This window comes from Streptomyces griseus (assembly GCF_001715295.1).
GTDB classification, from domain to species: domain Bacteria; phylum Actinomycetota; class Actinomycetes; order Streptomycetales; family Streptomycetaceae; genus Streptomyces; species Streptomyces griseus_G.
This window is the reverse complement of record NZ_MDKB01000001.1, coordinates 1,443,838-1,468,343: the sequence shown is the minus strand read 5'-3', so window position 1 is coordinate 1,468,343 and position 24,506 is coordinate 1,443,838. Positions and strand designations below refer to the sequence as shown.

The 24,506-nt window shown below is 72.0% G+C and carries 23 protein-coding genes; 17 read left to right on the top strand and 6 right to left on the bottom strand.

The window, feature by feature from the left end:
• Nucleotides 1-93: 93 nt before the first annotated feature.
• Nucleotides 94-651 (top strand): hemerythrin domain-containing protein, encoded by a 558-nt coding sequence (locus tag BA175_RS05770; protein WP_069170101.1) that lies wholly within the window; start codon nt 94-96, stop codon nt 649-651.
• Between the two features lie 181 nt (nt 652-832).
• Here BA175_RS05770 and BA175_RS31060 read toward each other — a convergent pair whose 3' ends face one another.
• The 3 genes from BA175_RS31060 to BA175_RS05765 form a co-directional block, all read right to left on the bottom strand.
• The gene (locus BA175_RS31060; RefSeq protein ID WP_175420723.1) at nt 833-976 is read right to left on the bottom strand and encodes a hypothetical protein; all 144 of its coding nucleotides are present in this window, start codon (nt 974-976) and stop codon (nt 833-835) included.
• A complete protein-coding gene (locus BA175_RS32090; RefSeq protein WP_302622483.1) occupies nt 973-1,107 on the bottom strand; it encodes a hypothetical protein in 135 nt (44 codons plus the stop codon). Before BA175_RS32090 ends, BA175_RS31060 begins: the two co-directional genes overlap by 4 nt.
• 84 nt (nt 1,108-1,191) lie before the next feature.
• Nucleotides 1,192-1,440, bottom strand: coding sequence for a DUF5133 domain-containing protein (locus BA175_RS05765; protein ID WP_368073311.1), 249 nt, complete (start codon nt 1,438-1,440; stop codon nt 1,192-1,194).
• 620 nt (nt 1,441-2,060) lie between these two features.
• On the opposite strand from BA175_RS05765, the gene BA175_RS05760 reads away from it, so the two are divergent.
• The 3 genes from BA175_RS05760 (at nt 2,061) to BA175_RS05750 (ending at nt 5,860) form a co-directional block, all read left to right on the top strand.
• Nucleotides 2,061-3,260 (top strand): metallophosphoesterase family protein, encoded by a 1,200-nt coding sequence (locus BA175_RS05760; RefSeq protein ID WP_079159423.1) that lies wholly within the window; start codon nt 2,061-2,063, stop codon nt 3,258-3,260.
• 415 nt (nt 3,261-3,675) lie between these two features.
• Nucleotides 3,676-5,334 carry a catalase gene (locus tag BA175_RS05755; RefSeq protein ID WP_069170099.1) on the top strand — a complete coding sequence of 553 codons (1,659 nt, stop codon included), beginning with the start codon at nt 3,676-3,678 and terminating at the stop codon, nt 5,332-5,334.
• Between the two features lie 22 nt (nt 5,335-5,356).
• On the top strand, nt 5,357-5,860 hold the full coding sequence (locus BA175_RS05750) for a metallophosphoesterase family protein (RefSeq protein WP_069170098.1): 504 nt from the start codon (nt 5,357-5,359) through the stop codon (nt 5,858-5,860).
• A 315-nt stretch (nt 5,861-6,175) separates the two neighbouring features.
• On the opposite strand, the gene BA175_RS05745 is transcribed toward BA175_RS05750, so the two are convergent.
• The 3 genes from BA175_RS05745 to BA175_RS05735 form a co-directional block, all read right to left on the bottom strand.
• Nucleotides 6,176-6,604 (bottom strand): pyridoxamine 5'-phosphate oxidase family protein, encoded by a 429-nt coding sequence (locus tag BA175_RS05745; RefSeq protein ID WP_069170097.1) that lies wholly within the window; start codon nt 6,602-6,604, stop codon nt 6,176-6,178.
• Nucleotides 6,605-7,031: 427 nt separating this feature from the next.
• A complete protein-coding gene (locus tag BA175_RS05740; RefSeq protein WP_069170096.1) occupies nt 7,032-7,658 on the bottom strand; it encodes a DUF305 domain-containing protein in 627 nt (208 codons plus the stop codon).
• A 99-nt stretch (nt 7,659-7,757) separates the two neighbouring features.
• Nucleotides 7,758-8,264 (bottom strand): DUF6153 family protein, encoded by a 507-nt coding sequence (locus BA175_RS05735; RefSeq protein ID WP_254667812.1) that lies wholly within the window; start codon nt 8,262-8,264, stop codon nt 7,758-7,760.
• Nucleotides 8,265-8,482: 218 nt separating this feature from the next.
• Between BA175_RS05735 and BA175_RS05730 the strand changes: the two genes are divergently transcribed.
• The 13 genes from BA175_RS05730 to BA175_RS05670 all read left to right on the top strand — a co-directional run bounded on the left by BA175_RS05730 (nt 8,483) and on the right by BA175_RS05670 (nt 24,381).
• Nucleotides 8,483-8,845 (top strand): NADH-quinone oxidoreductase subunit A, encoded by a 363-nt coding sequence (locus tag BA175_RS05730; RefSeq protein WP_069170349.1) that lies wholly within the window; start codon nt 8,483-8,485, stop codon nt 8,843-8,845.
• Nucleotides 8,836-10,095: a hypothetical protein gene (locus tag BA175_RS05725; RefSeq protein ID WP_069170095.1), complete on the top strand. Its 1,260-nt coding sequence runs from the start codon at nt 8,836-8,838 to the stop codon at nt 10,093-10,095. The genes BA175_RS05730 and BA175_RS05725 overlap by 10 nt, the downstream gene beginning before the upstream one ends.
• Complete coding sequence (locus tag BA175_RS05720; protein WP_069170094.1) at nt 10,088-10,990, top strand: NADH-quinone oxidoreductase subunit H; 903 nt, start codon at nt 10,088-10,090, stop codon at nt 10,988-10,990. Before BA175_RS05725 ends, BA175_RS05720 begins: the two co-directional genes overlap by 8 nt.
• A 19-nt stretch (nt 10,991-11,009) precedes the next feature.
• The gene (locus tag BA175_RS05715; protein ID WP_069170093.1) at nt 11,010-11,573 is read left to right on the top strand and encodes an NADH-quinone oxidoreductase subunit J; all 564 of its coding nucleotides are present in this window, start codon (nt 11,010-11,012) and stop codon (nt 11,571-11,573) included.
• Nucleotides 11,570-11,875, top strand: coding sequence for an NADH-quinone oxidoreductase subunit NuoK (locus BA175_RS05710; protein ID WP_069170092.1), 306 nt, complete (start codon nt 11,570-11,572; stop codon nt 11,873-11,875). Before BA175_RS05715 ends, BA175_RS05710 begins: the two co-directional genes overlap by 4 nt.
• Nucleotides 11,872-13,746: an NADH-quinone oxidoreductase subunit 5 family protein gene (locus BA175_RS05705; RefSeq protein ID WP_069170091.1), complete on the top strand. Its 1,875-nt coding sequence runs from the start codon at nt 11,872-11,874 to the stop codon at nt 13,744-13,746. Before BA175_RS05710 ends, BA175_RS05705 begins: the two co-directional genes overlap by 4 nt.
• A 7-nt stretch (nt 13,747-13,753) precedes the next feature.
• Nucleotides 13,754-15,253 carry a complex I subunit 4 family protein gene (locus tag BA175_RS05700; RefSeq protein ID WP_069170090.1) on the top strand — a complete coding sequence of 500 codons (1,500 nt, stop codon included), beginning with the start codon at nt 13,754-13,756 and terminating at the stop codon, nt 15,251-15,253.
• Nucleotides 15,250-16,785, top strand: a complete 1,536-nt coding sequence (locus BA175_RS05695) for an NADH-quinone oxidoreductase subunit N (RefSeq protein WP_069170089.1) — start codon at nt 15,250-15,252, stop codon at nt 16,783-16,785. Before BA175_RS05700 ends, BA175_RS05695 begins: the two co-directional genes overlap by 4 nt.
• 164 nt (nt 16,786-16,949) lie before the next feature.
• Entirely contained in the window at nt 16,950-17,342 is a 393-nt protein-coding gene (locus BA175_RS05690) for a TOBE domain-containing protein (protein WP_069170088.1), read from the top strand.
• An 813-nt stretch (nt 17,343-18,155) separates the two neighbouring features.
• Nucleotides 18,156-18,968, top strand: coding sequence for a molybdate ABC transporter substrate-binding protein (gene modA, locus BA175_RS05685; protein WP_069170087.1), 813 nt, complete (start codon nt 18,156-18,158; stop codon nt 18,966-18,968).
• A complete protein-coding gene (gene modB / locus BA175_RS05680; protein WP_069170086.1) occupies nt 18,965-19,840 on the top strand; it encodes a molybdate ABC transporter permease subunit in 876 nt (291 codons plus the stop codon). The genes modA and modB overlap by 4 nt, the downstream gene beginning before the upstream one ends.
• Before the next feature lie 61 nt (nt 19,841-19,901).
• Nucleotides 19,902-20,984, top strand: a complete 1,083-nt coding sequence (locus tag BA175_RS05675) for an ABC transporter ATP-binding protein (protein ID WP_069170085.1) — start codon at nt 19,902-19,904, stop codon at nt 20,982-20,984.
• A gap of 388 nt (nt 20,985-21,372) precedes the next feature.
• A complete protein-coding gene (locus BA175_RS05670) occupies nt 21,373-24,381 on the top strand; it encodes a family 16 glycoside hydrolase (protein WP_069170084.1) in 3,009 nt (1,002 codons plus the stop codon).
• Nucleotides 24,382-24,506 lie beyond the last annotated feature (125 nt).

Sequence of the window (24,506 nt, the reverse complement as noted above, 5' to 3'; positions counted from 1 at the left end):
CGTGGATGCCCGCCGCCGGGACGGGTACGCACCCGGCGGCCGGCGGGGCGGTCCGGCCACCCCCGACCGGACCATCGAGAGAGGAAAGCCAGCATGGGACACGGCGGAAACGTCATCAGCGAACTCACAGCGGACCACCGCGAGGTGGACGCCCTGTTCGCCCGGATCGAGGAGCAGCCGGTCGGCGACGAGCGCCGCCGGGAACTCGCCGACGAACTGACGGTGGAACTGGTACGGCACTCGGTCGCCGAGGAGCAGTACCTCTACCCCGCCGTCCGCCGTTACGTCGACGACGGGGACGACATGGCGGACAAGGAGATCGAGGATCACGCCGCCGTCGAACGGCTGCTCAAGGACCTGGAGGGGCGTGCCGCCGACGAACCGGCCTTCGACGACCTGGTCGCGAAGCTGAGGTACCAGGTCACCGCGCACGTCCGGGACGAGGAGGACCGGCTCTTCCCGCTCCTCGCGGCGGCCTGCTCCCCGGCGGCGCTGGACGAGCTGGGCGACCGGATCCGCAGGGCGAAGAAGACGGCGCCCACGCGCCCCCACCCCTCCGCCCCGGACACGCCGCCCGCAGACAAAATCCTCGCCCCGGGCGCAGGCCTGGTGGACCGCGCCCGGGATCTGGTCACCGGCCGCAAGCACTGACCGGGGTGAGCCCGGCTCGGGCGCCACTGCCGCGAAAGCGCCGAGCCGGGCCGCCCTCCGAAACTCCGGGGGTCCCGCCCGGGCGGAGGTCCGCCGCACGGGCAGCGACCCCGGCTCGGACAACTCACCGCGCGAACGGTCTCCGCGCACCGGCCCGGCCCCCGCACCCCGCCGGCCGGTCTCACAGCTCCTCGCGGGGGACCTTCTCGTTCCACGTGCGGGAGAAGACCCGCCGCTCGCCGCGGTTGATCGGGGCGAGGACCCCGTACACCGCCACCTCGCCCTCGTGCACATAGCCCTCGACGGCTACCTGAAGGCCGGTCATGGCTTCCTCGGCGAGACAGGCCTGCCGCCGACGTCCGCCCGGAACCGGTAGGACCCGGCTCCGGGTACGTTCTCGAGTGTCGGCAGACTCGCCTCGTCGAGGCCGAGGACGAAGATGTTCTTCTTCTGCATGAAGCGTGGGCCTTTCGGATCGGGGTCGTGTCACCCCGTCGGGTGCCCGCAGCCGGCGCTCGCGGCCACCCGGCCGTCGAGCGGTCAGGCGGTGAGGATCACCGTGCCCGGGTCCGCCGCGTCTCCCGCGAGCGGCTGCCCCGCCGGTGTCCCGTCGGCGCGCACCTCGTCCAGGTAGCTCTCGGCGACGGCGAGCGCGTCCTCGACGGTCCGGGTGCCCGTGGAGACACACAGCGTGTAGCTGATGTCCTCCAGGGCACCGGCCCGTCCGGGGTCCTCGCTGAGCTCGGCGTAGCGTTCGACGAGTCCGCGGAGAATCGTGGGGTGCGGCATCAGCACGGTTGGTCCCTTCCGTCGCGTGGGGGCGTCATGCATCCGGATGCCCGGCATCCGCACGAACATGCGTACACACGTTCAGCCCGCCTCCGGGCTCGCGCACCGGGGGAAGGGGACGCGCTCCGCGCAGGCAGGATCCACGAGGGCGGCCCACCTTCGACGGCGGTACTCCGGGGGCCGCCCGGCTCGTGGGCCCGGACGTCAGCCGTTCGCTCCGGTAGCGGTGCGTCCACCCGGATCACCGGTGAGCATTCGACGTGTGACCCCGGCGACGGGAAGGACCGGTGACCGGGATACGCGACCGGAGGTATGTACGCATGATTCATCGGATCGCCGCTCTCGCCGTGGCGGGGGTGCTCGCCACAGGGGCGGCCGCCGCCGCGCCCTCGGGAACCGGTGCCGGCGGTGCGGGCCCGAGACCGCCCGTCACCTCACCGCCCCCCACGCCGCCCCCACCAGGGGGAGCCAACGGCGAAGCCTGGGCGTGGACCCAACTCACCAGCAACGGGACTCGTATCCGCTATGTGTCCACCGACACCAGCCGGACGTGCCCTGCCGTGCGCTACACCCTTCGCGGAAACAGGGCTCCGTTCCGGATGACCACGGTGAGCACCCCCATGGGCTCACAGTTCCCCACCACCGTATGCGAGTTGGCGGTTCCCCTCACCGCCGCCGACGCGGTGATCGACGCCTCGACGGTCCAGGCTGCCACGGTGCACCCCGCGAATCGTCAGCTTCCCTTGCCGAGTTGGACCGCGGCCACGCGTCCCGGCAGGATCGCCGTCATCGGGGACACCGGGTGCGAGGTGCCGACGACGGGCGCCGTGCAGGACTGCGCCAACCACCAGACCGGCTGGCCCTTCCCCCGGGTCGCGGCCAGCGCCGCCACCGTCACACGGCCGGACCTCGTGATCCACGTCGGTGACTACCTCTACCGGGAGGATCCGAGCCGGGAGAACGACAAGGCGGCCAATCCCGGGTGCACGCAGTCCACCGAGAGCGCCAGCTGGGCCTGCGTCGTCGCCGACTTCTTCAGACCGGCCGAATCGCTCCTGGCCACGGCACCGATCGCGCTGACCCGGGGCAACCACGAGGACTGCAACATGACGCAGTTGGGCGGTGCGGGGGGTGCGTGGTTCCGCTACCTCGCCGACGAGCTCCGGTCCAACGGGACGTGCAGTCTCTACAGCCCCGTCGCGCCGATCCGGGCCGGAACCCTGAACCTCGTCTCGGTGGACTCGTCGTTCGCCGACCCGAACGACAACGGGAGCACAGCACAGGCGGGCATCTACACCAGGCAGTTCAACGCCCTGAACCAGGACACGCAGCAGCACAGCGGCGACTACTTCCTGTTCACCCACAAGCCGCTGTGGATGGTCAAGTCGGCCGGAACCCTGCCCACGAACGTGGAATGGCTGACGCACGTACTCGACGCGGCCGTCGCCGGAACCAGCCGGCAGGCACTGGCCGACAGGGTACGTCTGGTGATGTCGGGCCACGTCCACCTCTACCAGATGCTGGACTTCGGCACCCACCGTCCGCCCCAGCTGACCGTGGGCTCCTCGGGCGGCCCCCTGGACAGCGGCCCTGACGACTCCAAGGTCGTCGGGAAGATGATCGGCACGCCGCAACAGGCGGTTCACCAGTCGATCACCCAGGAACAGACCCCGGGAGGGCTGGGCATCTTCGGATATGCGGATCTCCGCGACGTCGGGGGGACCTGGACCCTCGCCTTCCGGGACGCGGGCGGGACGGTGCTGGGCAAGACGTGCGCGCTGAGCGGCGGCCTGGCGGCCAAGGCGTTCGTCTGCCAGTGATGCTTCCGGGGCCTCGGTGGCATCTCCCCGGGGTCCCTGAACCGGCGCGGCACCCCCGGCACCCCCGGCACCCCTGGTACGGAGGGGTGCCGCGCCGGTTCGCGAAGGCCGCGCACCGAACGGTGACACACCCGAGGTGTGCGGCCCGGCCCCGTGGTCTCCTCCATTCGCACCGCTCCGGTGGTGCGGCCGAGGCGACGGCACGAGCATGAGGCCGGAGACCGTCCACGTGAAGGCGCGCCCTGTCCCGCCGGGGGCAGGCGGATCGCCTGCACCCGCTCCGGAGTCCCGCTCCCCCGGCGGAACGGCACGGCACCCCGGAGTCCGGGACGGCCCCCACCGCATCACGAGCGGACTCAGGGGTACGAGGCACAACCTGCGCCGCGCACCCGGAAGCGAGAAGGAGTAGGTGGCTGTGACAGACGTAGCGAGCTCAGGGCCCGATCGGAACGACGACCGTCCGGTACTCACCAACCGGCAGGGTCACTCCGTCTACGACAACCAGAACCAGCGCACGGTGGGGGCCCGCGGCCCGGCCACCCTGGAGAACTACCAGTTCCTGGAGAAGATCAGCCACTTCGACCGTGAGCGCATCCCCGAGCGCGTGGTCCACGCGCGGGGCGTGACGACGTACGGCTACTTCGAGGCGTACGGGAAGTGGGGCGACGAGCCGATCTCGCGCTACACACGCGCCAAGCTGTTCCAGGAGGCGGGCAAGCGCACCGACGTGGCGGTCCGGTTCTCCACCGTCATCGGGGGGCGCGACTCGTCCGAGGCGGCGCGGGACCCCCGCGGGTTCGCCGTGAAGTTCTACACCGAGGACGGCAACTGGGACCTCGTGGGCAACAACCTCGGGGTCTTCTTCATCCGGGACGCGATCAAGTTCCCCGACGTCATCCACGCGCTCAAGCCCGACCCCGTCTCCCACGAGCAGAAGCCGGGCCGGATCTTCGACTTCATGTCGCAGACCCCCGAGAGCATGCACATGCTCGTCAATCTCTTCAGTCCGCGCGGCATCCCCTCCGACTACCGCCACATGCAGGGCTTCGGCGTCAACACGTACAAGTGGGTGAACGCCGAGGGCGAGTCCGTCCTGGTCAAGTACCACTGGCTCCCGAAGCAGGGCGTACGCAGCATGACCGCCGAGGACGCGGCGAACGTCCAGGCCCAGGAGCTGGGCCACGCGACCAAGGACCTCTACGAGGCGATCAGGCGGGGTGACCACCCTGAGTGGGAGCTGGTCGTCCAGATGATGTCCGACGACGAGCACCCGGAGCTGGACTTCGACCCGCTGGACGACACGAAGACGTGGCCGGAGCAGGACTTCCCGCCGAAGCCGGTGGGCCGGATGGTGCTGAACCGGGTGCCGGACAACTACTTCGCGGAGAACGAGCAGGTGTCCTTCGGCACCGGGGTACTGGTCGACGGTCTGGACTTCTCCGACGACAAGATGCTGGTCGGCCGGACCTTCTCCTACAGCGACACCCAGCGTTACCGGGTGGGCCCGAACTACCTCCAGCTGCCCGTCAACCAGGCCAAGAACGCGCACGTGGCCACCAACCAGCGCGACGGGCTGATGGCGTACGACAACGGGCCCACGAGTGCGAACCCCGAGGTGAACTACGAGCCGTCCATCACGGGCGGGCTCCGCGAGGGTGCGTACCCGGCCCACGACGAACAGGGACCCGAGATCCGCGGCAGGCTCACCCGCAAGAGGATCCCCCGGACGAACGACTACCTGCAGGCAGGCCAGCGGTACCTGCTCCTCGAGGAGTGGGAGCGGGACGACCTGGTGGCGAACTTCGTCGACATGCTCTCGCAGTGCGACCGGCCGGTGCAGGAACGGATGGTGTGGCACTTCCTCCTCGTGGAGAACGACCTGGGGCTGCGGGTCGGCGAAGGGCTCGGTATCACCCCTCAGGACGTCTCGGGGCTGCGGCCCCTGGCGAGCCAGGACCTGTCGGACGACGACCGCAAGCGTCTCGCCAACCTCGGCAAGAACCCGCCGCGGGACGTCGAGGGCCTGACGATGACGCACTGCGTGCCCGACGAGCGGCACGTCGTCAGCCGCTGAGCGTACGGACGGGAGGGCGGCCGTGCGCCTGCTGCTGACAGCGGACACCCACGTACCCGCGCGGGCCCGGGAGTTGCCCGCACCCCTGCTCGCCGAGGTGGACGCGGCGGACGTCGTCGTCCACGCGGGCGACTGGGTGGACGTGGCGACCCTGGACGTGCTGGAGGCCCGCGCACGGCGGCTCGTCGGTGTGTTCGGCAACAACGACGGCCCGCAGCTGCGGGCCCGGCTGCAGGAAGTGGCGCGGGTGGAGTGCGACGGGCTGCGCCTGGGCGTCGTGCACGAGACCGGCCCGGCGCAGGGCCGCGAGCGACGCTGCGCGGACCGCTTCCCCGACCTGGACGTGCTGGTGTTCGGCCACAGCCACATCCCGTGGGACACGACCGCACCGGGCGGGCTGCGGCTCCTCAACCCGGGATCACCGACCGACAGGCGGCGGCAGCCGCACTGTACCTACATGACCGCGGAGGTGGCGGGCGGGCGGCTCATCGACGTACGGCTGCACCGCCTCCCGCCCCGCACCTGACGGGCTCACCTGCGGACCGGGGACGCCCGGCCCGCAAGAGGTGGTGGGCCGTGCACCGCTCCCCCGGACCGGCTGATCGTGTTCGCCCCGGTGCGCTGCTCGGCGGCGGCTACGCCGGACCGCCCTGATCGTGTCCGCCCCGGTGCGCTGCTCGCCTCCGGCGGCGGCTGCGCCAGCCTGTCGCCGGGACATGACCACGCCGCCGTCTGCGGCTTTCCCTCCACGTCTGCGTCCCGGTGTGCGTGTGCGCCTCCCGGTACGGCGCGCGTGCGTGTCCGCCGCGACGCCGGCCGCACACCGCCCGCGCTCCCGCCCTCAGATCTCGCCGAGGTCCGTGCCGAGCCAGTGCTCCGGCCGCATGTGGATGACCACCTGCTCGCCGTGGTTCGCCCAGGCGAAGTCGACGTAGCCGTCGACCTTCTCGGCGGGGAGGTACCGCGTCGAGATCTCGACCAGCTGTTCGCGGGTGGCGGGAAGCGTGGCGACGACGGGGCCTTCGACCGAGACGTAACGGATCGTCGGCGTCAGACGGTCGGCCATCAACGTGAAGCGTCCCGCTTCGGCGATCAGCACCCCCTTGCGGGAATTGCGTCCCGTCATGATCCAGACATGGCCGCCCGGTTCGTACTGGTACCAGATCGGCACGCTGAGGGGAGCTCGTCCTTTCTGCCCCGAGTCCACAGCGAGTGCTGCGACATGCGGTTCGGCCAGAAACCGCTCACGTTCTTCGAGGGTGAGTGCCACGGTCGGCTCCTTCGTGGGCTCGCTTTCGGGGGGTCTGCGCCGCATTATCCCCTGTGGTGCCGGCGTGAGGGTGTGTCGCGGCACCGCATGTCGTCCGCGCGTGAGGGCTGTCCCGCACGTTCCGGCGGGCGCGCGACGACAGCTACGACACCTCGCCGCGTTGCCGGAACGTCCCTCCATCCCGTACGTGGACGTCCCTCCGCCATGCGATGCACAGCGTCCGACGCCGCGCGTCGATCCACCGGGGATCGCGGGACGACCCTGTGCGCGGCGGCGGGTGGCAAGTCGCTCCCCCAGGTGTCCCGCCGGGGACCGAGGCCGGCCCTGTCGCCTTCCGCGCCACTTCGGCACGGGGACGGGAGGCAGAGAAGCCGGCCCCGGGACGGCGGCCGACGGAGCGATCCGCCGGCCGCCGCCGCGGGGGTGGTCAGCTCGTGCCGAGCATCTTCCTCATCTCGTCGATCTCGGCCGTCTGGGTCTTGATCACGTCGTCAGCCAGCTTCTTGGCCGGGCCGTAGGCACCGTCCGCCCTCTCGGTCCGGGCCATCTCCACGGCGCCCTGGTGATGCTCGATCATCATTTCGGCGAACATGGTGTCGAAGTCGGCGCCCTGGGCCTCGTCCAGCCGGTGCATGTCCTCGCGGCTCATCATTCCGGGCATGGCGGAGGCCATGTCGTGGCCCATGCCGGACATGTCCGCGGGGACTTCCTCGCCCCATGAGGTGAGCCAGCCGGACATCGTCCTGATCTCCGGGTCCTGAGCCGCCTTGATCTTCGCGGCCAGCTTCTTGGTCGCGTCCGCCCCGGCCCGGGTCTCGGCCAGTTCGGCCATCTCCACCGCCTGGCGATGATGCTGGATCATCTCCTCGGCGAAGGAGACGTCGGCCGCGTTGTGCGTTCCGGTCGAGGCCGGGGCGGACGGGGACGAGCCCGAGTCGCCCATGGACCCCATGTCGTGGCCGCCCTCGCCGCCACATGCGGCCAGGACCAGCGCCGCCACCGCTGCGGTGGCGGCAAGGGCGGTGCGGCGGATCAGCTTTCGGTGCGCGTTCATGCGGAGAACTCCTGTGGTTCCGTACGGAAGAGCGTGGCGTCGGGCGTCACCGCGGCGAGGGCCCCAAACGGGACACGGCTGCGGCGACGGGCGGTCCGCCTATATCCGTAGGAGTTGAAGCTGCGCGAGTGAGGGCGGCGCGCGATCCGCCTCGGTACCGCTCCGGGAGAAGGGCTCCGACTCCTGGGGGCGCGGGACGTCACCGATCGCCAGGGCCTGGGGTCCGACGAGTGTGGGCGACCCGGTGACCGCACCCGACGCGCAGGTCGAGTCGGCGTGCTCCGGGTGCCCGCCCTCCCCGCCGGCATCGTGACCGCGGTCGCCGGGCGTGTCTGAGAGGACCATGGCGTGCGAGGCCCCGCTTCCGGGAACGACGGCACCCGGACGCGCGGACGTCGAACGCAGCGCCGTCAGCGCCTGCGCGTACGTCCGAAGCTGCGGCACGTGGGCCCGGGGTGCCTGCGCGTGCGTCGGGGTCTGCGCGTGCGTCCGCGGCACGGAGCCGAGGCCGTGCATGCCCAGCAGCCCGACGAGCAGACCGAACACCAGCAGCCCGAGGCGCGGCGCCCGGGGGCGCGGCGCTGCGGACGGCTCGTGACGGGACACGGGCCCATCGTAAACACAGGGGCCGCCCTCCCACCGCCCGGTGATCCGCTCGGGGCCTCTCGTCCGGGGGACCCGCGCCCGGGGCGGACAGGCCGGCGCCACGCCCGAGAGATCCCTTTTCTGTACCCCGGGCTCGTATAGGGTCTCGGCGGACGCGCCGGGACGGGAGTCGCCGTCAGGTGTCCACGGCCGATGACGACAAGGGCGAGGCGGAGTGTATGGACAGCACCTCCGACTGGCAGCCGGTTCTGCTGCTGCCGGTGATCACCGCCGTGGGTGTCGTCCTCCTGTACGGCGCCGGGTCCGTGCTGCGGCCGGTGCGCGAACCGCTCGTAGCCGTGATGCCGTTCAGCGGCGGGCTCGCGCCTGCCGAGCATCCGGTCTCACGGTTCCACGTGCGCTGGTACCCGGTGACGCTCGTCTTCCTCGCCTTCGACATGGAGATGCTGTTCATGTACCCGTGGACGCGGGTCGTGAAGGAGATCGGCGTCAGCGCCGTGGTGGAGATGTTCCTGTTCCTCGGCATCCTGACGGCCGCCGTGGTGTACGCCTGGCGGGAAGGTGCCTTCCGATGGACCTGAGGGCCCGCATCCGCCGGGCGGCAGCGGCCCGGCCCGCCGTCCTCCTGGCGGCCTGCCCCGGGGCGACGGGGGCCAGGCTCCGGCTGGAACGCGAACTGCGCGAGCGCGGATGGCCGGTCGCGGCCGGGCCCGCGTCGGCGAACGTGCTGGCGGTGGTCGGCGACCCGGATCCCGCCGGCCCGCGTTGGTGCGACGGTCTGTGGGCAGCGGTCCCCGCCCCGCGGGCGCGTGTCCATATCCGGGCCGGCGAGCACCCCGGTCCCGCACTCGACGGTGTGGTGACCGCTCTGGTGCGCGACCCGCTCGGCTCCCGGACCGTCTCCCCGGCCCCCTCACCCCTGACTCCCCCACGGCCGGGCCAGATCGACGGACAGGCCGGGCACGGGACGGAGGAGGGGCACGGCGCGGACTCCGGGCGGGACGGCGAACACACCGGCCACGGCACCGGGACGGAGGTCGCGGGGCTGCCGATGGCGGACCGCGGCGGCGACCGGGACGGGCTCAGCCTGGACCGTCTGCACCTGCCCCTCGGACCCGCTCTGCCGGACTGGCCGGCCGGCCTGGTACTCCGCCTGACACTGCAGGGCGACCTGGTCCAGCAGGTGCGCGTCGAGCACATGCCGGTCCTGACGGACTCCCGTCCGCCGTTCTGGGACGAACCGTGGCTGCGGGCCGCCTCGGGGCACCGGGTGACCCGGGGTCAGGCGGCGCGGCGGCTGTGCGCGGCGCATCTGGACAGCCTCGGCCGGTTGCTGGCCGTGGCCGGGTGGCACACGGAGGCCGAACGGGCCCGTACCGCCCGGGATGGGGCACTGGCCGGCCTGCCCGCCGCGGAGGTCGGCGCCGCCGTCCAGCCGCTCGTGAGGCGGGTGAGCCGTTCGCGGACGCTGCGCCGGCTCACCGTCGGGCTCGGCGGGTTGAGCGCAGAGGCCGCGGCGCAGGCCCGGGTGTCGGGCCCGGCACTCGTGGCCGGCGGGGACGTCTGGAGCCGGCTCACCGTATGGCTCGAGGAAGCGGCCCGTTCCGCCGCCCTGAGCGACAGGACGGATCCCCTGGACGCCGCCCAGCGGCTGACGGGACCGCGTGGCGCGCTGGACGCCGCCTCCCCGCCGTCCCGGGCCCTGCTGGACGTCCTGCCGGGGCTGCTGGACGGTGTGGAGTTCGCCGCCGCCCGGCTCGTCGTGGCGAGCCTCGACCCCGACCCGGACGAACTCGTGCTCCCGGCCATGCCGCGGGAGCCCCATGGCTGAGGCCACCTCGCTGTGGGCCGTCGTCGCCCTGCCGCCCGTTCTCGTCGTCGCGGCGGCCACCGTGGCCGCGGTGGACGCCCGTCCGGGCACCGGCGGTGTCGCGGGGACAGGCCGTGAGGTGCTCCGGCTGCTGGTGCAGCAGCGCCGGTCCACGAACGCGTCCGACCGGCTGCTGCTGCGCGGCGGGGTGATCCTCCTGCCCATGGCGGCGCTTCTCGCGGCGGCGGTGGTGCCCTTCGGTTTCACCTCGGTGAGCGACCTGCCCGACGGAGTGGTGTGGTTCAACGCGATGGAGGCCTTGGCGTGGGCGGCGGTCTGGCTGACCGGATGGGGGCCGAACTCGGCTCTCTCCATGATCGGCGGCTATCGCTTCCTGGCCCAGGGGCTGGCCTACGAGATCCCGCACATGCTGGCCCTCACCACCGCCGCTCTCGGCGCGGAGTCGCTGCGGGTGGGAGCAATCGTGGACGCGCAGGCGGGCCTGTGGTTCGCGCTCTGGATGCCGGTGTCGTTCGTCGTCTACCTCGCGAGCGCGCTGGCGATGGCTTTCTGGGGGCCGTTCGACCAGCCCGTCGGTTCGGACGCCGCCGGGGGCGCCGGCGTCGAACTGTCGGGCGTGGACCGGGTGCTGTTCCTGGGTGGACGCCGGCTGCTGCTCACGGTCGCCGCCGCTGTGAGCGTTCCGCTGTTCCTGGGCGGCGGGCACGGTCCGCTGCTGCCCGGCTGGGCCTGGACCCTGGTCAAGACCGCGGCGGTCGTGGCCCTGCTCCTGTGGGTACGCCGCCGCCTGCCGGTCCTGCGCATGGAGCGCTGGACGGCGGTGTCCTGGATGGTCCTGACGCCGCTGGCGATCGCCCAGGCACTGCTGGTGGCGCTGGTGGTGCTCGGCCGATGAGTGAGGGGGCGGGCAGCCGGTGCTGAGTGCCGTCGTCCTGCACGCCCTGGCCGCGCTCGCCGTCGCCTCGGGGGTGCTCGTCTTCGTCGTCGACTCGATGGCACGGGCAACCTTCTCCCTGCTCACCTCGCTGCTCTGTGTAGCCGGTGTCGTCATCGGCCTCGGGCTGGACTACCTCGGCGTGGTCACCGTCCTGATGATGACGATCGAGATGGCCGTCATGGCCGTCTTCATGATCATGTACATGATGAACCCGGCAGGTCTGATGCCGATGACCATGGTCCACAACACCAGGGGTTCCGCGGTCCTCTGCGGCCTGCTGTTCGTCCTGCTGGTGACCGGCGTCCTGCTGATTCCGTGGCCGGAGCCCCGGGGGCGCCCGCCGCGGGACGCGACCAGGGAGCTGGGGATGTCCCTGATGGGCCCTCAGATGCTGACGATGATGACCCTGGGCATGGCACTGTTCGCGACGATCGTGTCCGGCGTGGTGCTCGCCGTGCGCGGGGGCCGCTACGACCGGCGCGGTGACGGGCTCGACGCCGGACGCGAGCCCGGTCCGTCGCGAGGGGACGTGGGCGGATGAGCCTGCAGGCGGTCATGGTGCTGGCAGCGGCCCTGCTGTGCACGGGGCTCTTCGGTGTGCTCACCCAGCAGTCCGTCGTCATGCTGATGATGGGGCTGGAGCTGATGCTGGGGGGTGTCGTCGCCACCGCGGCCGGCACCTGGCACCACCTCGCTCCGGACCGTGCGGACGGGCAGGTCATCGTACTCGTGGCGGTGACCGCGATGGCGCTGGAGATGGCGATCGGCTTCGCCGTCGTGACCGCCCTGTTCCGCGAGCGGGAGGTCGACGTGACCGACAGGGCCGCGGAGCTCAAGGAGTGAGCGACGCGCTCCTGGTACTCGTCCTCCTCCCCCCGGCCGTGGGCGTGTCACTGCTCACCGCCGGGCGCCGGGCCGATCGGGCCGCCGCCCCCGTCGCGGTGACCGTCATGCTGGCGGTCGCAGGCCTGGCGCTGACCGTGGCGTCCGGCCGCCCCGCGGTCCGGGTCCCGTTCCTGGCCGGGATGCCGGCCGAGCTGTCGGTCGACGGCCTGTCCGCGGTCCTGTGCCTCACGGTCACCGCCGTCACCCTGCTGGTGCTGGCCCACAGCGCGGTGGAGTTCGGGCGTGACGAGAGCCGCAGCCGGTTCTTCGGTCTCATGCTGCTCTTCGCGGGCAGCATGCTCCTGACCGTCACCGCGGCCACGCTTCCGGTCCTGCTGATGGGCTGGGAGGTGATGGGCGCCACCTCCTGGGCGCTCATCGGCTTCCGGTGGCGCGACCCTGAACGGACGGAGGCCGCGAACACGGCGTTCCTCACCACCCGTACCGCCGATCTGGGTCTCTACCTGGCGGCAGGTGCCGCCCTGGCCGCGGACCCGACCGGAACACTGGCTCTGCGCGACCTTCCCGGCGCCGGTGAACCCTGGCGGTCGGTGATGACGGCAGGGATGATCACCGCGGCTCTGGGCAAGTCCGCTCAGCTCCCCTTCAGTTTCTGGCTCTCGCGTGCCATGGCGGGGCCGAGTCCCGTCTCCGCCCTGCTGCATTCCGCGGCCATGGTCGTCGCCGGCGCCTATCTGCTGCTGCGTGTCCACCCTCTGCTGGAGGCGTCGGCATGGGGCGTCCCGGTGGTGGCCTGGGCCGGTGCCCTCACCGCGGTCGTCCTGGGACTCGTGGCTCTGGCGCAGACCGATCTCAAGCAGCTGCTCGCCGCGTCCAGTTGTGCGCAGATCGGCTTCATGGTGCTGGCCGCCGGGACCGGCGCCCCCACCGGCGGCGCCCTGCAACTGGTCGCGCACGCGGCCGCCAAGAGCTTGCTGTTCCTGATCGCCGGGGCATGGCTGACCGCGCTCGGTACCCGGACCCTGACGGGGCTGTCCGGCGCCGCCCGGCGGTACCCGGCCGTGGGGGCCCTGTTCACGGTCGGCGCGCTCACCCTGGCGGGTCTGCCGCCGCTGCCGCTGTGGGGCGCCAAGGACCTCGTGCTGGCCTCCGTGTTCGAGGCCAGCCCCGCCCTGTACGCGGCGGGGCTGGCCGCGGCCATGGTCTCGGCGCTCTACAGCGTGAAGGCCCTGTGGTTCGTGTGGCAGCCCGTGCCCACGACGGCCGGCGGCCGGGGTGACGGGCACAGCGGTACCCGGCGCGTCCCGGGCCGGGCACTTCCTCCCCTGGCGGTGCTGGCGTCGGCCTGCGTGGCGTCGAGCGTCCTGGCGTTCGACCCGGCCCGGGCCGCGTTCACCCGCGTACTGGGCTCTGCCCCGCAGCCCGCCCCGAACACGTGGGAGCTGGTTGCCGGTGCCGTCCTCGTGGTGGGCGCGGCGGGCCTCGCCTGGGCGTGGGGAAGGCGGTGGGCGGCCCTGCCCGCCACGGCCGGCGCCGCTTTCCTCGGCCGCTGGCTCCGTCTCGAGGATGCCGCCCGACTGGCCGTGACCGGGCCGGTCCTCGCGGCCGCCCGCGCCGCCGCACGGTTCGACGACCGCGTTCTGGACAGGGCCGTACGCGGCGCGGGACGCGGGGCGTACGAGCTGGCCCGCTGGACGGACCGCCGCCTGGAGACGGCCCTGACCAGTGCGGTGTCGGCCGTCGCCTCGGCGTGCCGGTCACTGGGCCGTGCGGCACGGCGGCCGCAGACCGGACAGCTGCACCAGTACCTCGCCCAGGCCGTCGCGGCCTTCACCGTCCTCGCCCTCGTGTTCCTCCTCGTGAAGTAGGCCTCTGGTGCTGACCGTCATCGTCTTCGTCCCTCTCACCGCCGCTCTCCTGCTGTTCGTCCTCCCCCGCCGCACCCCCGCCGCGGTGATCCGCGGCGTCTGGGTGACCACCACGGCCGGACTGACGGCGGCCGTGGCCGGCCTCTGGGCCGGCTACGACCCGGCCGGCGGCATGCAGTACGAGACGCGCGCACGCTGGATGCCCGGCGTCGGGGCCGGTTACCACGTGGGGGTGGACGGACTCTCCCTGCCGATGATCGCCCTGACGTGCGTGCTCTTCCTCGCCTGCGCCGTGTACGCGTGGCGCGAGGAGCGGCGGATCCGGGGGTTCGCGGCCCTGTTCCTCTTCCTGGAGACGACCTGCCTGGGCCTGTTCGTCTCGCTGGACCTCATCCTCTTCTTCGTCTTCTTCGACCTGTCCATCGTCGGCATGTACTTCGTCATCGCGGGCTGGGGGCACCGGGACCGCGCCCGCGCGGCACTGATGTTCTTCCTCTACACGTTCCTCGGCTCCCTGGCCCTGCTGCTCGGGTTCATCGGCCTCTACCTCGCGGCCTCCCCGCATACGTTCGACATGGTCGACCTCGCGGCGGCCGATCCGCCGGCCGGGCGGGCGGGACTCGTGCTGCTGGCCGTCGGCGGCGGACTCGCGGTGAAGACACCCACGGTGCCGTTCCACACCTGGCTGCCGCTCGCGCACACCGAGGCCCCCGCCGCAGGTTCCGCGATCCTGGCGGGGGTGCTGCTGAAGATGGGCACGTACGGCTTCCTGCGCATCGCGATGCCGTTGCTGCCCGACGCCTGGCTCCGGTACGCGACCGTCCTGGTCGTCATCGGTGTCGTCTCCGTCCTGTACGGCGCTCTCGTCGCCCTCGCGCAGAGCGACTTCAAGCGGATGATCGCCTACACCTCCGTCAACCACATGGGCTACATCGTCCTGGCCGTCGGCGCCGCGGCGGCGACCGCCGGCACCGGCCACCGGGCCCAGTCCCTCGCCGTCACGGGAGCGGTGACCCAGATGGTCAGCCACGGACTGCTCACCGGCGCGCTGTTCCTCCTCGCGGGCTCCCTGTACGAGCGCGGCCGCACGTACGACATGGCCGCGTACTCCGGGATCGCCGGAAGGGCACCCGTGCTCACCGGCCTGACCGTGGTCGCCGCGTTCGCCTCGCTCGGGCTGCCCGGCTTCTCCGGCTTCATCGCCGAGTTCCAGATCTTCACCGGCAGCTTCGGGACCCGCCCCCTGGCCACCGCGCTCTCCGTCCTCGGCATCCTGCTGACCGCCGGGCTGTTCCTGCGTGCTCTGCAGAAGATCTTCCTCGGGCCGCTGCGACTGCCCGACGGCCCCGGAACGCCGCGCCCCTTCGGGGACCTGCGCGCCCACGAGTCCACGGCCGTCGTACCGCTGCTCGCCCTCGCCGTGGTGGTGGGCGTCCTGCCACGCCTCCTCCTCGACGTCGTCGAACCCGCCTCCCGCGCCGTGCTGCTGGAGCTGCCGGCCCGATGACGGAGATGAACGAGAACCCTCTCGGCATCCTCCCGGAGATCCTCCTGGCCGCCGGGGCCGTGGTGGGCCTGCTCCTCGGCGCCTGGCTGCCGCGCCGACGGCAGTGGATCACGGGAGCGTTCGCGGCCGCGGCGTGCGCCGCCGGGATCGCCGCCGCGGCCGTGGCGGCTCCGGGTCCGGCCACCACCGTCTTCGGCGGCGCCTTCGCCCTCGACGCCCTCACGGGCACCGGCCGCGTCGTCCTCCTCGGGGGAGGACTGGCCGTCCTCGCGCTCAGCCTGGGTCCCCTGCACGGGGACCCCCGCGAGACCGAGTTCTACGTCCTGCTCCAACTCGCCCTGCTGGGAGCGGTCGTGCTGGCCGGCGCACAGGACCTGCTGCTGCTGTCCGCCGGGTACCTCCTGGCCTCCATCCCCACCTACACCCTGGCCGGCTTCCGCAAGGACGGCCCGGGCACCGAAGCCGCCCTGAAGTACTACGTCATGGGCGCCCTGCTCGGAGTCGTGATGCTCGCCGGCATCACGCTCCTGTACGCCGCCGGCGGGAGCACGGGGTACCCCGCCCTGGCCGGCGTGCTCGGCGACGCCCCCCGGGCGCTCGTCACCGCCGGCACGCTCGGAGTCCTGGCCGGGCCGCTCTTCGAAGCGGGCGCCGTACCCGCGCATCACTGGATCCCCGACGCGGTGCAGGGCAGTTCCCCCCATGCGGCGGCCCTGATCTCCACCCTGCCGAAGATCGGCGCGCTCATCGCACTCTTCCGGCTCGGCGCCGTCCCCCTCGACGCGGCACCGTTGCCCTGGGCCGCACTGCTCGCCGTCCTCGCCGCAGCGTCGATGACCCTGGGCAATCTCGCAGCCTTCTTCCAGAGCGACGTCAAACGGCTGCTCGCCTACTCCACCATCAGCCAGGTCGGTTACCTCCTCGTGCCGGTCGCCGTCGCCACCCGTACCGACCAGGCGCAGCCGGCCCTGCTGTACTACCTCGCCGCATACGCCGTCACCAACCTCGGCGCCTTCGCGGTGGTCTGCTCCCTTCCCCACGCCACACGCGTCGAGGACTACCGCGGCCTGGCCCACCGGCGTCCTCTTCTCACGGCCGCGCTGGTGATCTGCCTGCTGGGCCTGGTCGGCACCCCGCCCACGGCCGTCTTCGTCGGAAAGCTCGAGATGTTCACCGCGGCGATCGACGGCGGCTACGCCTGGCTCGCCGTCCTGGCCGCGGTCAACACCCTCGCCTCCCTCTTCTACTACCTGCGCTGGATCCTGCCGGCGTTCGCCCGCGTGGACGGCCGGGTACCGGAGGCCGTCGCGGCGCACGCTTCCGCGGCCGGATCCCGGAGCTCTTCCGCTTCGGTTCCGGTGCCGTCGTCGGCCCAGGAACGGTCTTCCGCTCGGGCTCCGGCACCGGCCGTTCCCGCGACCGAGAACCGCCCCGCGCGGGCCGTCGCCTACACCTGCGCCACGCTCTCGGCAGCCATGGGCGTGGCGGCCGGACCGATCCTGGAGGCCGTCTCGGGCGGCCTCGGCCGATAGGCCCGCCGCCCCGCAGCGCGCCAGGAGTCCAGGCGGAGCGACGGGCGGCCACCGGCCTTCCGCTGCTGCACGGGCTCCGCCCTCGGCGCCCCGGTGCCGCGCCTGCCGACCACCAGGCCCCCATGCGTTTGCATATGCAAGCGCAGCTGGCTATCTTGACCGGCATGCAGTTCTACACGATCGGCCAGGCGGCACGACTGCTGGGCGTGAGCCCGGACACGGCACGCCGATGGGCGGACGCGGGCAGGGTGGCGACTCACCGCGACGAGAGCGGGCGCCGGCTCATCGACGGCAGGGATCTGGCCGCCTTCTCGGTGGAGATCGCCGGGAGCGTCACGGAGGGGGAGACCCCGTACACATCTGCGCGGAACGCCTTTCCGGGCATCGTCACCGCCGTCAAGCTGGGTGACGTCGCGGCTCAGGTGGAGATCCAGGCGGGTCCGCACCGGCTGGTGTCCCTGCTGACACGTGAGGCCGTGGAGGAGCTGGGCCTGGAAGTCGGCATGGAGGCCACCGCCCGCGTGAAGTCGACCAACGTACACATCGACCGGACCTGACTGCTCAGCCGGCGGCCCTCGTATGCGGGATGTGCCGGCACGAGGGGGCTCCCGGCGCTTCGTTGCCCGTGACTCCCTCACTCCTGACCCGCCGGAGCCGGTTACCCCGGTGGCCGGGGGCCGGAATCCGCCCGTCCCGCGTTCTCGGCGTGTGACGTCCTTCGCGAGCCTCGCGTAGCCCGTACCGACGCCCCTGGCACCGTACCGGCCCTGCCCCATGACGAGGTGGGCGCCGGCCGGGGGTACGCCGTCGATGCTCGTGACGCGCCGGGCGGGAGCGTGCCCGAGGTCCGGGTCGGCTCCGCCCGCGAGAGCGGGAGGAAGGGGCGTTCGCACCCGTCGCGGCGGTCAGGAACCGCGGCCGGTCCGCGCACCGGAGGCGGCGGAGCCTGGTGCGGCGACGGGAAGGATTCCTCAGCCGCGGCCCCCTGCGGAGATCGCGCCGGATACCGCCGGTCGCGCAGCCTGCGCCGTCCCGGGTCCGGTCCCGGGGCCGCACGAGCGGACCGGCCCCCGTCAGCCGGCCGGGCGCGCGAGGTCACGGGAGCGGAGGCAACCGCCGTGCGCCGGTTCACGGGTCACCTCCCCTGGGGAGAGCCCTCAGGGGCAGCCTCGTACACACGCACATGCATCCTGTAATCACCCCATGTCCAGCTCATGCGATGCGACGAGAGACTTACGCCTTGTATCTGCGGCAGTATGATCAGCGCGTGCCCGTCCACCTGGACGGGAGTGCGCTCGCCCGCCGCACGTCGGCGGAGCGAGCCTCCGTACACGCGAACGCCCGAAAGAGTCAGAGGGAGCAGACCCGTGATGACGCCCCGTTCCGTGCAGCGGACCCTACGGGCCGGCGCAGGCGCAGCCGTGCTGCTGGCGCTGAGTGCCTGCTCCTCCCCCGGCGGCTCCTCCACGCCGGGCTCGTCGGCTTCCGCCGACGGATCCGGGAACGTCTCCGGCCCGGTGACTGTCTTCGCGGCCGCCTCCCTCAAGGAGAGCTTCACGGCGCTGGGCAAGGACTTCGAGAAGGCGCACCCGGGAACGAAGGTCACCTTCAGCTTCGGCGGCAGCGACACCCTGGCCGCCGGCATCACCGGCGGAGCACCGGCCGATGTCTTCGCGGCCGCCAGTCCCAGGACGATGGCCGTCGTCTCCGACGCGGGCGGAGTGTCGGGGACGCCCTCCACCTTCGTGCGCAACCAGCTGGAGATCGCCACCCTGCCCGGTAATCCGGACAGGATCACCTCGCTGAAGGACCTCACCGGGGCCGGCCTCAAGGTCGTACTCTGCGACCGTACGGTGCCGTGCGGCGCCGCCACGCAGAAGGCCCTCGATGCGGCGGGACTGGAGCTCACGCCCGTCTCCTACGAGCAGGACGTCAAGAGCGCGCTGACGAAGGTCGAGCTGAAGGAGGCCGACGCCTCGGTGGTCTACAGGACCGATGTCGAGGCCGCGGGTGACAAGGTGGAGGGCGTGGAGTTCCCCGAGTCGGCCGATGCCGTCAACGACTACCCGATCGCGCTCCTCAAGGACGCGCCCAACCCCGCGGCAGCCGAGGAGTTCGTCGCCTACGTGCGGTCCGCCGAGGGCCGGAAGGTCCTGACCGGAGCCGGGTTCCTCGCGCCGTGAGTACGCCGTACAGGCCGGACTCCGGGGCCGAGATCCGTACGGGTGCCGGGACCCGGGGCGGGCCGGGCGGTCGGCGTGCCCGGGTGGGCGCAGGGCGTGGGGTGCCCCTGCCGCTGCTGCTGCCCGCCCTCGCCGGCCTGGTGTTCCTGCTGCTGCCGCTGACCGCCCTTCTCGTGCGGACCCCCTGGCGCAGCCTTCCTGAACAGCTGACCAGCGCGGAGGTCTGGGAAGCCCTGCGGCTGTCCCTGATCTGCGCGAGCGCGGCCACCGCCGTGAGCCTGGTTCTCGGAGTGCCGCTGGCGTGGCTGCTCGCACGCGCCGAGTTCCGCGGACGCGGGCTCGTGCGCGCGCTGGTGACGCTCCCTCTGGTCCTGCCCCCGGTGGTCGGCGGTGTGGCACTGCTGCTGGCGCTCGGGCGCAACGGAGTCGTCGGGCAGTGGCTGGACTCCTGGTTCGGGATCACCCTGCCGTTCACCACCGCGGGCGTCGTGGTCGCGGAGGCGTTCGTCGCGATGCCGTTCCTGGTCATCAGCGTGGAGGGCACGCTGCGGGCCGCCGACCCGCGTTTCGAGGAGGCGGCCATGACCCTGGGCGCCTCCCGCTTCACCGCGTTCCGGCGGGTCACCCTGCCCCTGATCATGCCCGGCATCGCGGCGGGTTCCGTCCTGGCCTGGGCCAGGGCGCTCGGCGAGTTCGGTGCGACGATCACGTTCGCGGGCAACTTCCCGGGTCGTACCCAGACCATGCCGCTGGCCGTCTACCTGGCCCTGCAGAACGATCCGGCAGCCGCCGTCGCGCTGAGCCTGGTCCTGCTCGCCGTGTCCGTCGCGGTCCTCGCGGGACTGCGCGACCGCTGGGCGACCGTGCGATGACCGGCGTGTCCCCACCCCTCACGGTCTCCACCGGGCCGTCCGACCACGGGATGCCCGTCCGATGACCGACTTCGGCAAGGAATGCGGCTCGGGCCCGGCCCACGTGGCGGGCCTGGACGCCCGGCTCGTCGTGGACCGCGGCGGCTTCCGTCTCGACGTGGCGCTGAGGGTCGCGCCCGGCGATGTCGTCGCCCTGCTCGGGCCGAACGGGGCCGGCAAGACCACCGCCCTGCGTGCCCTCGCCGGGCTCACCCCGCTCAGCTCCGGCCATCTGCGTCTGGACGGAACGGTGTTGGACGGTACGCCGCCCGAGGGCCGCCCCGTGGGAGTGGTCTTCCAGGACTACCTGCTCTTCCCTCACCTGACCGCTCTCGACAACGTCGCTTTCGGCCCCCGCTGCCACGGCGCCTCCAAGGCCGACGCCCGCGCGCAAGCCGCCCGGTGGCTGGACCGCATGGGTCTCGCGGAGCACTCCGGGGTGAAGCCGCGCCGTCTCTCGGGTGGCCAGGCCCAGCGCGTCGCCCTGGCCCGCGCCCTGGCGACCCGCCCCCGTCTGCTGCTCCTGGACGAGCCGCTCGCCGCGCTCGACGCCCGTACCCGCCTGGACGTCCGCGCCCAGCTCCGCCGCCATCTGGCCGACTTCGAGGCGGTGGCGGTGCTGGTCACGCACGATCCGCTGGACGCCATGGTGCTGGCCGACCGGCTCGTCGTCATCGAGCACGGCCTGGTCGTCCAGGAGGGCGCACCCTCGGACATCGCCCGCCGTCCGCGTACGGATTACATCGCCCGGCTGGTCGGCCTGAATCTGTACAAGGGGCGGGCCGAGGGGCACGTGGTGCGGCTCGAAGCGGGTCACGTGATCACCACCACGGAGGAGCTCACCGGTCCGGCGTTCGTCGCCTTCCCACCGAGCGCCGTCACCCTGTACCGCGAGCGCCCCACCGGTTCGAGCGCCCGCAACCTGTGGCGCTGCGAGGTCGCGGGACTCGAGACGCACGGCGACCGGGTCCGCGCCGACCTCACCGGCGGACTCCCGCTGGTCGCCGATCTGACGACCGTCGCCGCCGCCGAACTCGACCTCCGTCCGGGCGCCCCGGTCTGGGCCGCGGTCAAGGCCACGCAGACGCACACGTACCCCGCCTGACCGTGGGGTCCGGCTCGGCGCTCGTTGCGGTGCCCACGGTCTCCCCGCTCGTTCCGGCGGGCGCACGGTGTCATCCGTGCTCGCGTGGATACGTCTCCCGCCGGCGGCGACGCACCTCCGGGGTCCGGCCCCTGAATCGACGTACCGGGCGGATCGCCACCCTCGGCGAGATGCTGTCCCGTGCCGCCTCCCACCCGCCCGGCCCGCGTCGGCAGCCGCAGGACCCGTTCCTCGAACTCCGCTGCGCTCACGTGACTTTGAGTTCTGAGATGACAAAGTATGGACTTCCTCGGCAGAAGTCCTTAGCGTGGCGGCGCAACCGCAGGCGTTCTGCTGTTTCGCGGATTCGTTCAGCCCCACCGGAGTGCGACCCCCTTCTGGAGGACCGATGCATCCACGGCTGTTCCCACGTGCCCGAAGACGACTCACCGCAGTGCTCGTCGGAAGCCTCCTGGCGGGAGGCGTCTGGACCGCCCTCCCGGCGGCCGCCGCACCCGATGAGATTCCGCCCCAGGAACCGGGCGTCACGCTTCGCGTCTTCGACACCCAGGTGCCACTCAGCACGCTGTGCACGCTCAAGCCGGGCCAGACGCCCAACCACGACAAGCTGATGCCCACCGTGGACTGGTCCACGGTCGCCGACTTCGGGGGTTACGCCGACAACTTCATGGCCCAGGCCTCCGGCTACCTGGTCGTACCCGCCGACGGCACGTACGCCTTCCGGCTCACCAGCGACGACGGCTCGCGCCTCACCGTCGACGACCGGGAGGTCATCGACCACGACGGCCTGCACGGTGCCGAGCCCAAGGACGGGTCCGTGCAGCTCAGCGCCGGCTCGCACCCGTTCCGCATCGACTACTTCGAGGCAGGCGGCGGACAGCAGCTCACCCTCGCCTGGCGGCCACCGGGTGCGAGTGACTTCACCGTCGTCCCGCGTGAGTCCCTGAGCACCGACGCCGGGGTCGTCCGGGTCACCGCGCCGGGCCGCAAGGAATGCGAATCGGGGGCGGACAGTCCCGGTGACGGCCTGCCGCTCGCCGGCGTACGCCCCGACCTCGATCTCACCGACCTGCGCCCGGACGGCTTCGAACCCCAGGTCACCGGTATGGACTGGCTTCCCGACGGACGTCTGGCGCTCTCCACGTGGGGCGGTACGGACAACCGGACCGGGGAGGTGTACCTCCTCGACCATGTCACCGGTGACACCAGCCGTGACAAGGTGACGGTGAAGAAGGTCGCGAGCGGCCTGCGGGAGCCGATGGGCATCAAGTACGTCGACGGATCGCTGTACGTCTCACAGAAGTACGAGCTGACCCAACTCGTCGACACGGACAAGGACTCCGTCACCGACGAGTACCGCACGGTGGCCACCTGGCCCTACGGCGGCAACTTCCACGAGTTCGCCTTCGGCCTGCTCTACCGGGACGGATACTTCTACGTCAACCTGTCCGTGGCCATCAACTACGGCGGTGCGACCACCACTCCGCAGCCGGCACCGGGCCGGGGCACGACGTACAAGGTCAACCGGAAGACCGGCAGGATCCAGCCGGTCGCGGGTGGCCTGCGGACACCGAACGGGATCGGCTGGGGCCCCGGCGGTGACATCTTCACCACCGACAACCAGGGTGGCTGGCTCCCCGCGTCGAAGCTCGTCCACATCAGGCAGGACCGCTTCTTCAACCACTACACGGAGCCGTCAGGCCCGTTCGACAGCCGGCCCGTCTCCCAGCCCGTGCTCTGGCTTCCGCAGAACGAGATAGCCAACTCCCCGAGCACGCCTCTGCAGTTGACGAAGGGCCGGTTCGCCGGTCAGATGCTGATCGGCGACGTCACCTACGGCGGACTCCAGCGTGCGTACCTGGAGAAGGTGAAGGGTGAGTACCAGGGGGCCGTGTTCCGCTACACCCAGGGGCTCGAAGCCGGCGTCAACCGCGTCACCATGGGACCCGACGGCGCCCTCTACACCGGCGGCCTCGGCGCCGACGGCAACTGGGGCCAGGAAGGGAAGCTGAAGTTCGGTCTGCAGAAACTCACACCGAACGGCGGCAACACCTTCGACATCAAGGAGATGCGGGCGGTCCCGGGAGGCTTCGACCTCGAGTACACCCAGCCGCTGTCATCGGACACCGCGGCACAACTGGCCACCCGCTACCGGGCGGAGCAGTGGCGCTACACCCCGACCTCCGACTACGGCGGCCCGAAGATCGCCGAGGAGCGGCTCGCCGTGCGCTCCGCGGCACTCGCCGACGACGGCCGTACCGTACGTCTGCGGCTCGACGGGCTCAAGCCCGGGCGGGTGGTGCACCTGCGGTCTCCGCGCCCCTTCGCCTCCGCGTCGGGCGAGGCGCTGTGGAGCACCGAAGCGTGGTACACGCTGAACGCCCTGCCGGGCAAGCAGCCGCCCCCGGCCACCCTGTACGAGGCGGAGGAGGCACGGCTCACCGGGACGGCCGGAATCAACAAGGACCATCCCGGTTACTCGGGCAGCGGCTTCGTCGACCGCTACAACACCGAGGGCAAGGCCGCCACGACCTTCGACGTCACCGTCCCCGCGGTCGGCGACTACGACGTGAACCTCCGATACGCCAACGGGCCCAACCCCTACCAGGGCACCAAGTCCCTTTCGCTCTACGTCAACGGGCAGAAGCTGAGACAGATCCCGCTCACCTCGACCGGCACCTGGGACGACTGGGCGACGCGGACCGAGCGGGTCCGCCTGCACGCCGGACCCAACACCGTCTCGTACCGTTTCGATGCCGGTGACGCCGGTCACGTCAACCTCGACCTGATCACCGTGCGCCCCCACGGGGAGCCCGTCCCCCTCTTCGACGGTACCGGCGGCTCGCAGGACCAGTGGCAGCACACGGACGGCCGCCGCGTCCAGTGGCCGCTGTCCGCCGAGCGGTCGATGGAGGTGTGCTGCGGTGACATCCGCACCAAGGACGCCTACCAGGACTTCAGGCTGAGCCTGCAGTTCCGGGTGCCCCTGCTCCCCGACGACGTGACCGGACAGGACCGGGGCAACAGCGGTGTCTACCTCCAGGACCGCTACGAGCTGCAGATCCTCGACTCCTACGGCGACACCACTCCGGACACGAACGAGGCGGGGGCGATCTACCAGAAGAAGGCGCCGGACATCAACGCGGCCACCGCCCCGGAGACCTGGCAGACGTACGACATCACCTTCCGCGCCGCGCGCTTCGACGACAGCGGCCGCAAGACCGCCGATGCGCGGGTCACGGTCGTGTGGAACGGCCGGACGGTGCACGACGACGTCGCGATCGACGGACCGACCGGCGCGGGCCGGCCGGAGGGGCCGTCGGCCGGGGCCATCCGCCTCCAGGACCACGGCAACAAGGTGAGGTTCCGGGACATCCGTATCGAACCGCTGGGCTGAGGCCCCGCCTGTCCGCACGGCGCGGGGCTCCCACGGTCCTGTGGGAGCCCCGCAGCGTTGCCCGGCCTCTGCGCCCCGCTCTCCTGCCACTCCGAGGAGGTCGGCTCCTTCGGCCCGGAGCGCCG

Bases quoted from the DNA above. Each gene is read 5' to 3' on its own strand.
- BA175_RS05770 (WP_069170101.1), top strand. From the start codon at position 94: ATGGGACACGGCGGAAACGTCATCAGCGAACTCACAGCGGACCACCGC.
- BA175_RS31060 (WP_175420723.1), bottom strand. From the start codon at position 976: ATGACCGGCCTTCAGGTAGCCGTCGAGGGCTATGTGCACGAGGGCGAG.
- BA175_RS32090 (WP_302622483.1), bottom strand. From the start codon at position 1,107: ATGCAGAAGAAGAACATCTTCGTCCTCGGCCTCGACGAGGCGAGTCTG.
- BA175_RS05765 (WP_368073311.1), bottom strand. From the start codon at position 1,440: ATGCCGCACCCCACGATTCTCCGCGGACTCGTCGAACGCTACGCCGAG.
- BA175_RS05760 (WP_079159423.1), top strand. From the start codon at position 2,061: ATGGGCTCACAGTTCCCCACCACCGTATGCGAGTTGGCGGTTCCCCTC.
- BA175_RS05740 (WP_069170096.1), bottom strand. From the start codon at position 7,658: ATGAACGCGCACCGAAAGCTGATCCGCCGCACCGCCCTTGCCGCCACC.
- BA175_RS05730 (WP_069170349.1), top strand. From the start codon at position 8,483: ATGGACAGCACCTCCGACTGGCAGCCGGTTCTGCTGCTGCCGGTGATC.
- BA175_RS05725 (WP_069170095.1), top strand. From the start codon at position 8,836: ATGGACCTGAGGGCCCGCATCCGCCGGGCGGCAGCGGCCCGGCCCGCC.
- BA175_RS05720 (WP_069170094.1), top strand. From the start codon at position 10,088: ATGGCTGAGGCCACCTCGCTGTGGGCCGTCGTCGCCCTGCCGCCCGTT.
- BA175_RS05710 (WP_069170092.1), top strand. From the start codon at position 11,570: ATGAGCCTGCAGGCGGTCATGGTGCTGGCAGCGGCCCTGCTGTGCACG.
- BA175_RS05695 (WP_069170089.1), top strand. From the start codon at position 15,250: ATGACGGAGATGAACGAGAACCCTCTCGGCATCCTCCCGGAGATCCTC.
- BA175_RS05690 (WP_069170088.1), top strand. From the start codon at position 16,950: ATGCAGTTCTACACGATCGGCCAGGCGGCACGACTGCTGGGCGTGAGC.
- modA (WP_069170087.1), top strand. From the start codon at position 18,156: ATGACGCCCCGTTCCGTGCAGCGGACCCTACGGGCCGGCGCAGGCGCA.
- BA175_RS05675 (WP_069170085.1), top strand. From the start codon at position 19,902: ATGACCGACTTCGGCAAGGAATGCGGCTCGGGCCCGGCCCACGTGGCG.
- BA175_RS05670 (WP_069170084.1), top strand. From the start codon at position 21,373: ATGCATCCACGGCTGTTCCCACGTGCCCGAAGACGACTCACCGCAGTG.